Source organism: Neobacillus jeddahensis, assembly GCF_000612625.1.
Lineage (GTDB): Bacteria > Bacillota > Bacilli > Bacillales > Cytobacillaceae > Neobacillus > Neobacillus jeddahensis.
Genome location: NZ_CCAS010000022.1, coordinates 1 through 14,264, shown reverse-complemented (window position 1 = coordinate 14,264; position 14,264 = coordinate 1). Strand labels below are relative to the sequence as shown.

Below are 14,264 nucleotides of genomic sequence, written 5' to 3'. Positions count from 1 at the left end.
CAATCGGCAAGTTTCCTTTTTCCTTCCTAATTTAATGAATACTAGAGTACTAGTCTATTACCCTATTTAAACGATTGAAAACGATAGAATGTTACACGGCAAAACTACCTTTGTACACACAGATAAAGAACGATTTACCTGTATATAGAGAGATGGAGGGGAAAAATCGGAAATGAAGAAATCAGTAATAACAATGGCCGTTGCAGCAACGGTAGGCTTAGGAACCGTTTTTGGAGGAGCACCTGTTAAAACAGCAGCTGAGTCTATTTCCAGTTTAAAAGGGGAACAAAATAAAATTCAAGAAAAGCGTTCCACGATTGAGTCTGAACTAAATCAAGCAAATGACAAGATTAGTAATTTACAAGATCAACAGTCTGATGTGAAGAACGAGATGCAACGCCTTGATTTAGCCATTAGTGATACGACTGTGAAAATTAAGGATAAGACAGCAAAAGTGGAAGAAACGAAAGCACAGATTGTAAAGCTTCAAGAAGAAATACGTGTCATTAAGGAACGGATTGAGAAACGAAATGTGCTTTTGAAGGATCGTGCCCGCAATTATCAAGAAACAGGCGGAGTGGTCAATTACTTGGATGTGTTAATGGGTGCAAGCAGTTTTAGTGATTTCATTGATCGCGCCAATGCCGTTGCGACGATTATGCAAGCGGATCAGGATATTTTAAAACAGCATGAGGCGGATAAAAAGGAACTTGTGGACAAGCAAGTCAAAGTTGAAACAGATCTTGCCAGCATAGAAAAGATGCTAGCAGACTTAGAAACAATGAATCAGAAATTAAATTCGCAAAAAGCTGAGAAAGATAGATTATTAGCGACACTTGTTGACCAGGAACAAGAAGAGCATGACCATGTTATGGATATACAAGAGCAAGAGTCAGTATTAGCATCTCAAGAAATTGCTATCCAAAAGGCAATCAAGCTGGAACAAGAGCGTCAGGCCGCAGCTGCGGCTGCTGCAAAAGCAAGTAAAAACACAAGTTCTAGTAAAAGTTCAAGTTCAGGTTCAGGTTCAGGTTCATCAGTAGGAGCAACTCCACAAGTCTCAAGCTCATCATTTACAAGGCCTACGGTTGGACCTGTCACTTCAGGATATGGCTATAGAACGTTTGACAGTAGCTTCCATAATGGAATCGACTTTGGTAAGGTAACGAATTCTGATGCAATCGTTGCTGCAGCAGATGGGATTGTATTCAGGTCTTATCTTTCCTCTTCTTATGGAGAATGTATCATGATTACCTCCATGATAAATGGCCAGATCTATACAACCGTATATGCACATATGGTAAGCGGAAGTAGATTAGTTCATGAAGGGGATACTGTTAAGAAAGGGCAACCTATTGGTACTAAAGGGGCAACAGGAGAGGCTGCTGGTATCCATTTACACTTTGAACTCCATAAGGGTGAATGGAATAGTGGTAAAACGAACAAAATTAATCCAGCTGGAATTATTCCAGGCGTATAAGTGAAAAGAAGAAGCCAAGCTTCTTCTTTTTTTGCCTTCCTTTCATTCATAACTCGTCCATACCTCACATATAAGTTACTAATTGGCCAGGAATTCGTAGCCTTTTAATAACAGGGAATGAACTGAGGAGGGTACAAATGAATCGGAAATGGATGGCCCTGTTGATGACAGGATCACTACTAACAGGAGCAGGGGGCACCTATGCTGGAATGGTTATCTTAGATAAACAGGAAGAATCCCCTACCCTTGAGCAAACGTCGCCTCAAAAAGATAATCAAATGGAGTCCGAGCAACCTAGTGAGGACCTTGGAAAAGTGGAGCAGGCTTATGATCTCATTTTAAGTCGTTATGTTGAAAAGGTTGATGAAGAGAAGCTAAAGGAAGGCGCAATCCAAGGGATGCTGTCTGTATTAAAGGACCCTTATTCAGTCTACATGGACAAGGAAACGGCCCAGCAATTCACGCAGACCTTGGAATCATCCTTTGAAGGAATTGGTGCCGAAGTAGGGATGGAGGATGGAAAAATTGTCATCGTCTCCCCATTTAAAGATTCTCCTGCAGAAAAAGCCGGTATCAAGCCAAATGACCAAATCTTAAAGGTCAATGGCAAGAGTGTTGAGGGACTTGACCTCAATAAGGCTACGCTAAAGATTCGTGGAAAAAAGGGGACAACCGTAAAACTTGAGATTGCTAGAAAAGGGTTAAAAGATCCCTTAACCATTGATGTCAAACGCGATGAGATCCCACTTGAGACGGTTCATTCCTCGATTAAAAAACAGGATGGTAAAAAAATTGGCTATATCGAAATAACCTCATTCTCAGAGGATACGGCGGCAAATTTCAAAAAGGATTTAAAGGCTTTGGAAAATGATGATATTAAAGGGTTGATCCTTGATGTGCGTGGCAATCCTGGTGGATTTTTAGATAGTGTTGGCGAGATTTTGCAGGAGTTTATCCCGAAAGATAAGCCCTATGTTCAAATTGAACAACGAAATGGCAAGAAACAACGCTTCTTCTCAACTATTACTAAGAAAAAAGAGTATCCTGTCCTTGTCCTGATCAACAAAGGAAGTGCATCTGCGTCAGAAATATTAGCGGGTTCACTGAAGGAGGCAGCTGGATATCAGCTTGTTGGCGAAACAACCTTTGGCAAAGGGACCGTTCAGCAAGCCATCTCTATGGGGGATGGCAGCAATATTAAGCTAACCTTAGCAAAGTGGCTCACTCCTGATGGCAATTGGATTCACAAAAAAGGAATTAAGCCAGACGTGGCTATCAAACAACCGGCCATCTTTGAGACTCATCCGATTCAAGTGGAAATGCCATTGACCGAGGATATGAACAATGAACAGGTGAAGAATGCCCAGGAAATTTTGGACGGATTAGGTTTTGCACCTGGACGCACAGATGGATACTTTAGTGAAGAAACCGCACTTGCTGTCAAAGGCTTTCAGCAGGAAAATGACCTTGAGGGAACGGGGAAAATTGATGTTACTACGGCTGCCAAACTAGAAGAAGCGGCCGTAAAAGAAATGAAAAAAGAAAAAAATGATTTGCAACTGAAAATGGCATTGAAGTTGATTGCAAAACAATAGAAGAAAAAAATAATGGGACTATCCAAAAATCAGGTATATGACTTTTTAGATAGTCCCATTTGTCTTGGACAATTATTTTAACTTTTTCACTTGGTCATTCACATCACTAATGGCCAGTGCGACATCCTCTACTTCTTTTGTCTGTGTTTCAATACTGCCATCTAATTCAGTTGTCTGTTTTCGAACATTATCAACCTCTAGAGCGATTTCTTGACCATATTTGGCTTGGTCGTTGGTTGCCACCAACATTTGTTGAACCATTTCCTTGATGGTATTGATATTGCGCACGATTTCTTCCGAGGTCTGGGCCTGTTCTTTCGCCGCCATTGTCACAGAGCTTGATTGGCCTGAGACATTTTCGACCGCTTGTACAATCGCACTGCCACCCTTTGCTTGTTCTGACGTTGCAACGGAAATTTGTAGAACTTGATTTTTAGTTTGAATGATTCCTTTCACAATTTCGTCAGCCGTGATGGATTGTTCCTTTGTTGAATGGGTCATTTCAACTGTTTGCTTTGTTACGTTATCAACCGCTTTGGTGATAAATTCACTGTTCTTCCTTTGTTCTTCAGTGGCTTTGGCAATTTGATCCATTTCCTCGGTCACCTGGGTAATTCCTTCAGAAATTTTCTTGATTGCTTGATTCGTTTTGTCAGCTAACTGATTTCCAATTGTGACCTTATGGGCACCATCGTTGATCGAGGTGACGGCAAAAGCAGTTTCTGTCTGAATCCCTTTAATCAAGCCTGCAATTTCCTTGGTAGCCAGTGCAGACCGCTCCGCTAGTTTTCGCACTTCTTCAGCGACAACAGAAAATCCTCTGCCATGCTCCCCAGCACGGGCTGCTTCAATCGCAGCATTGAGGGCTAATAAATTGGTTTGATCAGCGATTTCGTCTATGACTTCGATGATGCTGCCAATCTCTTCCGAACTTTTTCCAAGGTTTTGCATGACATCGCTGGCTTGGTTAATAACTTGAGCAATTTCTTGCATGCCATTTAAGGTTTCGTTCAAAGATTTCATTCCTTCAAGGGCATCATGTTGAACCGAGATGCTGAGTCCATTTACATTTTGAGCAATTTCCGCTACTTGTTTGATGGAGACAACCATTTCCTCTACTGTTTCCGCTGTTTGTTCAGCCGTATTAGTTAAGCTAACAGCATTCTCGCTGACTCCTTTAATGGACGCACCCATTTCTTCAATTGCAGCGGAAATTTGTTCCACTCCTGCACTGGCATTGCCGACATTCCCGGCCACTTGTTCAATGGAGGCCATCATTTCTTGAATAGCAGAAGAGGTTTCTTCAGCTGAAGCATTCAGAATGTCTGCACTACCTGCTACCAAATTGGTTGATGTGCTCATTTGTTCTACGGCAGCGGAGATTTCATCTACCCCTGAGGCTGTTACCGTGGTGTTTCCTGCGACTTGTTGAATTGATTGGACCAACTCGTTTACGGAATGGTTGGCTTTAGCCATCGATGCATCCAATTGCTGGGCACTAATACCTGTTTTTTCAATTGACTTTTTTATTTCAGTGACAGAGCTTGTCGATACATCGACATTATTGACAAGACCTTTTACGATACGTGAAATCAGTCTAGTCATAAAAATGGCAATCAATGAGCTAAAGAGAGAAGCAATCACAGATAGAATTAAAATTTCATAATTGAACTTATTTGAATCTCGCTTAGAAGTATCGATGGTAGCATTGGCATTTTCTTGAGTGGATGTAGATAATTTCGCCAATGCATTTTCATTTTGGGCACTTAAAGTGCTTATTTTCGCTAACTGTGTATTTACCGTCTCATAATCATTTTTTCTAGATTCGGCATAGAAGGTTGGAAGAAAAGCCGTGTATGCTTTGAAATCTGTACTGAACTCTGTTAACCATTTTTCATCATTGGCGGTCAGCTTTAGTTTTTTTAAATCATTTACATTATCATTTATAGAAGCGATGCTTTTGTCAATTGACACTTCGATTGATTCTTTGTCTTCAAAGGTTCGTTCAAAGACGTGCTTGTTTGTGGCTTGGTCAATTCGGGCAAATTCTTCTCGTATGTCACCTACTAAGACAATTTTAGGCACATCATTTTTTCCTATCGAAATGGTTTGATCTCGAAGGTGGTTGACGTTATTGTAAGAAGTATTTGTAATCACAATAAAAAATAAAATGATGATGATATAACTTCCCATTTGTTTCACATTCATCGACATATTTTTAAACATTTCTCAAACCCCTTTTCTATTCCTTCTGAAAATCAGTTAAAAAATACTCTGAGTTGATTTTGCTCTAATTCTCAAAAAATTAAAAAAATAAAAAGCTATCCGAAATTGAATAGCTTTAGAGAGCTTCAATTATTTCGGCGACCTGTCAACCATAGCATAAATGCCTTAGGTACATGGCTTTGCGCCCTCATCTTTCAATAGAGTTTGCCTTTTTCATAATTATATAAACATATTAACTTTAAGTCTAATATACCATTTACTACAGAAAATTTATAGGTAAATGGAAGCGTTTGTAATGAATATGACACATTTCCCCATTTATATTATGTTTTACTATAATAAAAGTGAAAAATATGCTAGGACCAAGAAATGCTAGAATGTTACGACATTTTTATGTTTTTCTTGAAACTAGCAATATGTTTTATAGTGGAAATTTGGTAAAATAGACTTTAAGAGATTTTTTCCTTAATATACTAAAAATTGATAGAGGCAGGTGGCAGGAAATGGTGGAAACATGGCTTCTGGAACTTCTTAAAGGGACAGGCAAGTTATTTCTTCATCCTGTTTTATACTATCTCGTTTTCCTTGCAGGAATATTAGGCGTTATAAGGGTAAAACGTGAACGGAAAAACTTTCATATTCGGGCCCATGATGCCTATTTCGAACTACGGCAGCTCTTTCCGCTAGGGCTATTGATCGGGCTTATCCTTTCTGTGGTGATTGTAGGAGTGGGGATTACCATGCCACTCGCAGTCATTCTACTGATTGCTGGTTTTACGCTGGTGTGGTCATTAACCACCAATATTCGTCTCATGTCTCCGGCTTATACATTTGGGGCAGCCTTTTTCTTGATTCCGTTTATGGCAGAATATCACTGGTCTGTTCCGTTTTTTTCAAAGGCGTTTGCTTCCATTGATAATAAGGTTTACCCGTCCATTGTCGTGGTCCTTGGCCTTCTGCTCATTGCAGAAGGTATCTTGATCTTTAAAAATGGCAGCAAGGGGTCCTCACCCAAACTTGTAAAAAGTAAGCGGGGTCAAAATGTAGGGGTGCATGAGGTAAGACGGTTGTGGATGCTGCCGATATTTATGCTAATTCCAGGTAATGTTCTTCAGCTTCCATTTGAGTGGTGGCCGGTCTTTCGTTTAGGGGCCCATGAGTATTCGTTGCTCTTTGTCCCAATTGCGATTGGCTTCCATCAGCAAATCAAAGGGATGCTGCCTAAAGAAGCGATTCAGCTTCAAGGGCGACGAGTTATCGTTCTAGGCGTCATCATTTCACTCCTTTCCGCTGCGGGTTATTGGTACCCACTTGTGTCGATTGTTGTCGCTGCATTAGCAGTAGTTGGCAGGGAAACCATAGCGTTGATGGCCTATTTGAAGGATGAGAGTCTTCCCTTTTATTTTTCTAAAAAGAATCAAGGTTTGATGATTATTGGGATTATCCCTGAATCGCCTGCAAGTAAAATGGACTTGAAGGTGGGAGAAATCATTACAAAGGCAAACGGAGTAAAGGTTCGTGACGAAAGTACTCTATATGAGGCACTGCAGAAAAATCGGGCCCATTGCAAGCTTGAGGTTTTCGATACTAACGGAGAGATCCGCTTTGTGCAACGCGCCCTTTACGAGGGGGACCATCACGAACTCGGGATCCTGTTTGTACAGGATGAACGAAAGTATGATAAAAAAATTGGATGATCATTGTGATAAAAAAAACGCTGAATTTTTTTAGCGTTTTTTTTATGCCTATGGCACCAGTCTCCGTATTTCTTATCCAAACATTCAAATTATCATTTGACCATTTTCATGACCTTTCATATACTGATATTCAAATGGATATTTGAATGTTAGATGGTGACTTTTTGAACAGAAGATTAGTAGTCCTTACATTTTAAGAGGAGGCGAAGATACTTGGGGAACACTTTAGAAAATTCAAATGAAAAAACGGTATACCGAGTGCAGGGATTCACCTGAGCTGGCTGTGCGACAAAGTTCGAAAAGAACGTACAGCACCTGGATGGTGTTGTGAATGCAAGTGTAAATTTCGGTGCGTCAAAGCTCACTGTCTATGGGGAAACAACAATAGAGGAATTAGAGAAAGCAGGGGCGTTTGAAAATATAAAAGTCATTCCTGAGAAACAACGTTTTGAAGAGCAAAATAAACCATTCTTGAAGAAATATCAATCAGTTATTGTTGCATTGGTTTTCTTGTTCATTGGTTGGTATTCAGCACAAATGAATGGTGAAGAAAGTATATCCTCCATTTTAGCTTATGGAGCTGCTATTTTAGTAGGTGGGCTTAACCTTTTTAAGACCGGGATAAAGAACTTATTCCGTTTAGATTTTGATATGAGAACCCTCATGACCATCGCTGTTATCGGGGCAGCCATGATCGGTGAGTGGGGTGAAGGAGCAACTGTTGTCATTCTATTTGCCATCAGTCAGGTTCTAGAGTTTTACTCGATGGATAAAGCGAGACAATCCATTCGTTCCCTAATAGAGATTGCCCCAAAAGAAGCTTTGATACGTAGAGGGAACCAAGAGTTTACTTTAGAGGTGGACGAAATCCGGATTGGCGATCTATTAATCGTAAGGCCTGGACAGAAAATCGCCATGGACGGATTGGTTGTAAAAGGACTATCTTCTGTGAATCAAGCGATGATTACAGGGGAATCGGTTCCAGTTTCCAAAACAGTTGATGATGAAGTATTCGCTGGAACTCTTAACGAAGAAGGTCTTCTTGAAGTCAAAGTGACCAAACATGTGGACGATACCACGATCGCAAAAATCATTCATTTAGTGGAGGAGGCTCAAGCAGAGCGTGCTCCATCTCAAGCATTTGTCGATCGGTTTGCGAAATACTATACACCTGTCATCATGTTGATTTCACTGTTTGTAGCAGTACTTCCACCATTATTATTTGACGGGGAGTGGAGTATGTGGATTTACCAGGGGCTAGCAGTACTAGTGGTTGGCTGTCCATGTGCACTTGTTATCTCCACCCCGGTGTCCATTGTGACGGCGATTGGGAATGCTGCACGTAATGGAGTATTGATTAAAGGTGGGATTCATTTAGAGGAAATGGGATCGATTCGTGCCATCGCGTTTGATAAGACAGGGACTTTAACGAAAGGAATTCCCGTTTTAACGGATTTTCTCCCTCATGGTAATACAGATGCGAATGAGATTTTTTCCATTATTGCTGCTTTAGAAAATGGATCTCAGCATCCGCTGGCTTCAGCGATTATGAAAAAGGCTGAACAAGAAAAACTTCCCTACCAAGATAGTAAGATTGAAGACTTTTCTTCGCTGACAGGTAAAGGCATTAAAGGTAGAGTCAACGATAAGGTATATTATGTTGGAAATCCTCATTTATTTGATGAGATCTTATCGGGAGGAATTTCACCGAATCTAAAAACGACCATTACTGATCTGCAAAATAAGGGCAAAACAGTTATGGTGGCAGGTACTGCCACTGAAATCCTGGCACTACTTGCCGTGGCTGACGAAGTGAGAGAGAACAGTCAATCAGTGATTCAGAAGCTTCACTCATTAGGAATTCAAAAAACGATTATGTTAACGGGTGATAATAAAGGGACAGCCAATGCTATTGGCCAGCATGTAGGGGTTTCTGATATACAGGCTGAACTTTTACCTCAAGATAAACTTACCTTTATTAAAGATTTACGTCATCAATACGACCGTGTGGCTATGGTTGGGGATGGGGTGAATGATGCACCAGCTCTAGCTGCAGCGACTGTCGGTATTGCCATGGGAGGAGCTGGAACGGATACGGCTCTCGAAACAGCAGATATTGCTTTAATGGCGAATGATTTAGGTAAGCTGCCATTTACGTTAAAACTAAGTAGAAAAGCCTTATTTATTATCAAACAAAACATCACTTTCTCTCTAGTAATTAAACTTGTAGCACTGTTATTAGTTATTCCTGGATGGTTGACGCTTTGGATTGCGGTCTTCGCGGATATGGGAGCAACACTTATTGTTACATTAAATGGGTTACGACTTCTCCGAGTAAAAGACAAATAATAATACTGTATTATTTTTGAAATCCAATTTCCAAATTGATGTAAAAAGGTTATAATTCGGAATGTATTGTTTATGTTTATACGGATTACGCGCGGTTAACTGTCAAAATGGTAGAAGGGCTGTTTATCTATTGGAATTTATCTTACTATTTTCTGTCTCTCTCATTCCCTTGTTCTGTGGACTTATCATCTATTGGGGTCATAAATTTAATATGGCTAGATCCATTGCCTATTTTTTATTTCTGTTATCCATCTGGCAGATGGATATTGCTTTTTTATATGCAGGCGATTTTTTCTCGAAAACGACCATTGATGTTCTTTTTAGGATTTTTCGCTTTGGTCCCATTATGGGGACGCCTCTGCTATATTATATTATTTTTACTATTTACAAAACTGGACTGATTAACAAAAGCACAAGGAACTATTATAAATGGGTCTTTAATCAGGCCGTCTTTTATTCTGTCTTATTATTTGGTTTCCTTGTTTATTATTTTAACTTTACGTCTAGTGGCGTTGTTGAATTGTACCAGATTCAAGAGAATGCAGCGTTTCCCGCTCACTATATTCCGGCCTACGGGGCACTTAACATCACTTTTTATGTAAATCTTGTTCTGATATTTATAGAGTCCTTTTTACTGTTGTTTATCTGTCAAAAAATAGAGGAAGTAAAAATAAGAAAATTTTTCCGCGCACTTGTCTATGCCTCGTTATTTATTTACCTTAACGGGATTTTAGGTGGGTATATGGTCTATCCTTTATTTTTTTCCAACTTGAATGCGGCTTTTGCAGCGATCATCTTATTTGCATCCTATTTTATTTTGCAAAATGCAACGATTGAAAAAATGAATCGGGAATTAAAAGAAGAAAGAAGCTTTTTAGAGATTATCCTAAATAATAATCCCAATTATATTTATGTAAAGGATAGTCGAAACGAATTTGTTATCGTTAATGAAGCATTTGCTAGGCTTTTTAAGATCAGTCCATCTAAGCTGATTGGGGTAAAAGTAGATGAATGGATGAAGGAATTCTTGTTAATAGAGGAACGTCTAAACCTCAACGAATCAGTCTTCAACAGTCAAGGAGAAAAGCGCATTGTTGAATGGCGCTTTTTACCGATTTATTTCAAAGGAAACCATCACCACACGCTTTGTTTAGGTACGGATATTACGAAACGTAAAAAAGATGAAGAAATGCTCGTGAAGACAGAGAATTTGCGCGTGCTTGGGGAGATGGCGGCGGGAATTGCTCATGAAATTAGAAATCCACTTACATCGATAAAAGGATTTATCAAGCTTTTGGATCAAAGTGTAAGTGAGTCCAGTGAAAAGTATTACCTATCCATTGTCAACGATGAAATTGATCGAATTAATGAGGTAGTAGGGGAATTGCTTTTTATGGCTAAGCCACAGGCTTCCGTCCAATTTACAAAGGAAGTAAGTCTCGCTAAAGTGATTCATGATGTAAAAATGTTACTAGATACAACGGCCATTCTCATCCCGGCAACCATTGATATTGAAACGAAAGACAATTTATCTACCTTTACAATTGAAGAAAAGCAATTAAAACAAGTTTTAATTAACATTCTTAAAAATTCTCTGGAAGCTGTGCCAATGGACGGAAGGATTAGAATAAAAACAGAAAAAATGAATGGGCATGATATAAGAATTCGAATTATTGATAATGGTGAAGGTATTGAGAAATCTATATTACAGAAATTAGGAGAACCGTTTTATACAACGAAAGAGCGTGGGACTGGTTTAGGCCTCACAGTCTGTTTTAAAATTTTGAGAGAGAATAACGGAGATATTCAAATTAGAAGTAAGGAAAGAATGGGGACGATTGTCGATATCATTTTGCGGGGTTCCCTTACTAAATGAACATGAGAGGGATTTATTTATGGCCTGAAGAATTCCTTTAACGTGAATATACTTCTCGAATTTTATGAAATTTGGTAGTTTCCATTTTAAACAAAACCAATCACTTATGTATCTAGACTAAGTGGTTGGTTTTTTTGTAGTTTTTAAAATCATAGAAATGTTTTGAATTAGTTGACAAAATAGTTGGATTGTTTTATTATTATCTCGATTTAAAAATATTTTAAATTGAAATATAGGAATTGAAGGTTTGTTAGATAAATTATTTGGAAAAACAACAGAGGAGGAAAAAAACAATGACAAAATTAAACATTGGGATTATTTTAGGAAGCACACGTCAAGGACGCGTTAGTCCACAGGTTGGCGAATGGGTTAAAGGAATCGCAGAGCAACGCGGAGATGCTAATTATGAAATCGTTGATATTGCCGATTTCAACCTTCCATTCTTAGGTACAACAGATGGAACAGAACCAGGTATCGCAGCATGGAATCAAAAACTGGCCAGCTTAGATGGTTTCGTATTCGTTGTTCAAGAATACAATCACAGTATTACAGGTGCATTAAAGAATGCTCTCGACTTTGCTCGTGAAGCATGGAATGACAAAGCTGCAGGTATTATCAGCTATGGATCAACTGGTGGTGCCCGTGCTGCTGAACATTTACGTGGAATCTTAGGTGAATTGAAAATAGCAGATGTTCGTACACACCCAACCTTGTCCCTATTCACGGATTTTGAAAATGGCAGTGTCTTCAAACCGGCTGAATTACATTTAACAAATGTAAATACAATGCTTGATGAAGTCAACGCTTGGAGTGGCGCATTAAAACCGTTAAGATAAAAAGTGTAAGCGGAGGAATGTGTTCATTATTTCTCGATAGTATAAATGGTGCCTGACACCACGCGAAAAACATGCGTGGTGTCAGGCACCATTTTTGTTTAAAAAAAGGGATGTTTTGGTATATTTGGCAGGGCGGCGGCTAAACTATAGTGGGAAATTCTTATCAATGAAAGGTGGTTTAGCCATGATTCTTAGCATGTTGAAAGGCATTGAGTATCAAACTCTCGAAATTCTAACAATTGAAGGAGCTGCGGCCATCGTTTTCTATTTTACAGTGTATTCGTTTATTGGCTGGTTGCTGGAAAACAGCTATAGCTACTTCACAACACGCGAATTTTTAAAAGAGAACTTTTTATTTGGTCCTTTTAAACCAATGTATGGATTTGCACCGGTGCTTTTAGTTTATCTGATTTTACCAGAAACCCATTGGGCCATTGTGGTCCTTTTATGCCTTTTGATTCCAACCGCCGTGGAATATGTAAGTGGTGCCTTACTACAGAAGCTATTTCATAAACAATGGTGGGATTATGCAGATACTCCTATACAGCTCCACGGCCATATTTGTCTGCCCTTCTCCATCTGTTGTGGCGTTTTATCACTAATTTGTATAAAATGGGTTCATCCTGGAATGGTCTTCATTTATGGAGTCCTTGGACCCTATTGGGCTTGGATTTGGTCAGCAGTTGGACTTTACTTCCTTGCCGATCTCGTCTTAGCAATCCGAAAACACTCCCTCCAGGACCTCATTCAAGAAGAACCAACTAATCCCATTCAATAAGGTGCCTGACACCATTTGTAACAATGACACTCCTTCAATCTTATCAAGAAGGAGTGTTTGGTTTTAGTGAGGTATTTTATTCCGTCTGTGAACATAAAATGTAAAGTTAGCTATATTGTGGGTTGAATTTTTCTCTAAGGGGTTTTCGATCTCGATTGAGAGGGAGGCACTGTAATGTTCTATGATTTTTGGCTTGCTGGTCAGCAGTTGTGGAATTTGCCTTTATTAATGGGTCTTATTTGTTCAGGTCTCTTTTATGGGTGCATGATGATTTCCTTTACCAAAGTCAAATTATATCATAAACAACCCTTACTTTTCTTCCTCTCTTTAGCCATCTTATACGTAACGATTGGCAGTCCCTTAGCCACATTAAGTCATTTGGCAGTCAGTTTGCATATGATCCAAATGAGTATTTTATTTTTCATTTTTCCTCCTTTATTCATCTTAGGGATCCCAGCCTCGTTCCCCAAAAAGATGGGTGGAATAAAGAAATTATTCTTCCCTCCCAAAGTGGCACTCGTTGTATTTGCTAGTTTGTTCTTGATGTACCATACCTCTATCGTGCTAGCGTTCCTGTCGCAACATTCCTTCCTTCATAATAGCTATCTTGTTGTGCTATTACTCCTGTCCTTTAGTATGTGGCGACCCATTGCTTTGGGACAGAATAAGCGTTATGCCTATTGGAGTGGCTTGTTACTGTTGCCCGCCTGCAGCCTCTTTATCATAAATGCCTGTATCGGCGGGGCGAATAATCCGCTCTTAACCGAAATGATGGCTACTTTTTGTATGAATCCCTCCCAATTAAGTACCCTCACGATCCTTCCGGCACCCTTCAATACAAGAATTGATCAAATCATGGCAGGAATCCTCATGCTGGGCATGCACAAATTTTCCATCCATTTAACTGTACGTCTTGGAAGAAAAGGAATCATACGGGAGTGGGGGAGAAATGGTTGACCATCTTCACCCTCCACTTTTTTTAAAAAATTCTTCGCGTCAAAACCATATAGATAGAAGGTATCAAATATATTCCGACATAAATTGGGAAGGATAGTAAAAGATTGTTTAATTGGGTATACACAACAGGAGGAGGGATTTTTATTTATAAAAAACAAGAACGAGCACTAATCTGGCTATCTTTTATCGTAGCCTCCATTTTAGGATTATCGATTATCGGTCGAATCGTGTCAGGGTAAGAAAGGGTGGCATAATGTGGGAAATGAAGAAGCAATCTTTTTTAGCAGAGTTCTAACAGAATTAACGTTGTCGTTTCATATTATCTATGCAACCATCGGGGTCGGGATTCCTCTGATGATTATGATTGCGCAATGGGTAGGAATTAAAAAACAGGATGAACACTACATATTATTGGCAAGACGGTGGACAAGGGGATATGTGATTTCTGTGGCGGTAGGGGTTGTGACCGG

11 protein-coding genes and 1 riboswitch are annotated in these 14,264 nt (G+C 39.5%); of the genes, 10 read left to right on the top strand and 1 reads right to left on the bottom strand.

Going from position 1 to position 14,264, the window contains the following annotated elements; translation table 11 throughout:
- The first annotated feature begins 172 nt into the window (after positions 1 to 172).
- Both TY15_RS11605 and TY15_RS11600 read left to right on the top strand, forming a co-directional pair.
- Positions 173 to 1,480 carry a murein hydrolase activator EnvC family protein gene (locus TY15_RS11605; RefSeq protein WP_040204184.1) on the top strand — a complete coding sequence of 436 codons (1,308 nt, stop codon included), beginning with the start codon at positions 173 to 175 and terminating at the stop codon, positions 1,478 to 1,480.
- Between the two features lie 137 nt (positions 1,481 to 1,617).
- Positions 1,618 to 3,075, top strand: a complete 1,458-nt coding sequence (locus TY15_RS11600) for a S41 family peptidase (protein WP_040204183.1) — start codon at positions 1,618 to 1,620, stop codon at positions 3,073 to 3,075.
- 72 nt (positions 3,076 to 3,147) lie between these two features.
- On the opposite strand, the gene TY15_RS11595 is transcribed toward TY15_RS11600, so the two are convergent.
- Positions 3,148 to 5,301 (bottom strand): HAMP domain-containing methyl-accepting chemotaxis protein, encoded by a 2,154-nt coding sequence (locus TY15_RS11595; RefSeq protein ID WP_052353762.1) that lies wholly within the window; start codon positions 5,299 to 5,301, stop codon positions 3,148 to 3,150.
- Between the two features lie 133 nt (positions 5,302 to 5,434).
- A riboswitch (cyclic di-GMP riboswitch) is annotated at positions 5,435 to 5,520 on the bottom strand.
- Between the two features lie 284 nt (positions 5,521 to 5,804).
- Between TY15_RS11595 and TY15_RS11590 the strand changes: the two genes are divergently transcribed.
- The 8 genes from TY15_RS11590 to TY15_RS11560 form a co-directional block, all read left to right on the top strand.
- Complete coding sequence (locus tag TY15_RS11590) at positions 5,805 to 6,998, top strand: PDZ domain-containing protein (protein ID WP_040204182.1); 1,194 nt, start codon at positions 5,805 to 5,807, stop codon at positions 6,996 to 6,998.
- Positions 6,999 to 7,211: 213 nt separating this feature from the next.
- Complete coding sequence (locus TY15_RS11585) at positions 7,212 to 9,347, top strand: heavy metal translocating P-type ATPase (RefSeq protein WP_081799396.1); 2,136 nt, start codon at positions 7,212 to 7,214, stop codon at positions 9,345 to 9,347.
- Between the two features lie 130 nt (positions 9,348 to 9,477).
- Positions 9,478 to 11,223, top strand: a complete 1,746-nt coding sequence (locus TY15_RS23175; RefSeq protein WP_179301703.1) for an ATP-binding protein — start codon at positions 9,478 to 9,480, stop codon at positions 11,221 to 11,223.
- Positions 11,224 to 11,516: 293 nt separating this feature from the next.
- Complete coding sequence (locus TY15_RS11575; protein WP_040204181.1) at positions 11,517 to 12,059, top strand: NADPH-dependent FMN reductase; 543 nt, start codon at positions 11,517 to 11,519, stop codon at positions 12,057 to 12,059.
- Positions 12,060 to 12,243: 184 nt separating this feature from the next.
- Positions 12,244 to 12,837, top strand: a complete 594-nt coding sequence (locus TY15_RS11570) for a putative ABC transporter permease (protein WP_040204179.1) — start codon at positions 12,244 to 12,246, stop codon at positions 12,835 to 12,837.
- 174 nt (positions 12,838 to 13,011) lie between these two features.
- Positions 13,012 to 13,794, top strand: a complete 783-nt coding sequence (locus TY15_RS11565) for a cytochrome c oxidase assembly protein (protein ID WP_040204178.1) — start codon at positions 13,012 to 13,014, stop codon at positions 13,792 to 13,794.
- Between the two features lie 104 nt (positions 13,795 to 13,898).
- A complete protein-coding gene (locus TY15_RS25160; RefSeq protein WP_257000215.1) occupies positions 13,899 to 14,033 on the top strand; it encodes a hypothetical protein in 135 nt (44 codons plus the stop codon).
- A 16-nt stretch (positions 14,034 to 14,049) separates the two neighbouring features.
- Positions 14,050 to 14,264 (top strand): cytochrome ubiquinol oxidase subunit I (locus TY15_RS11560; RefSeq protein WP_042374481.1); only part of this gene is annotated, 215 nt, incomplete at its 3' end.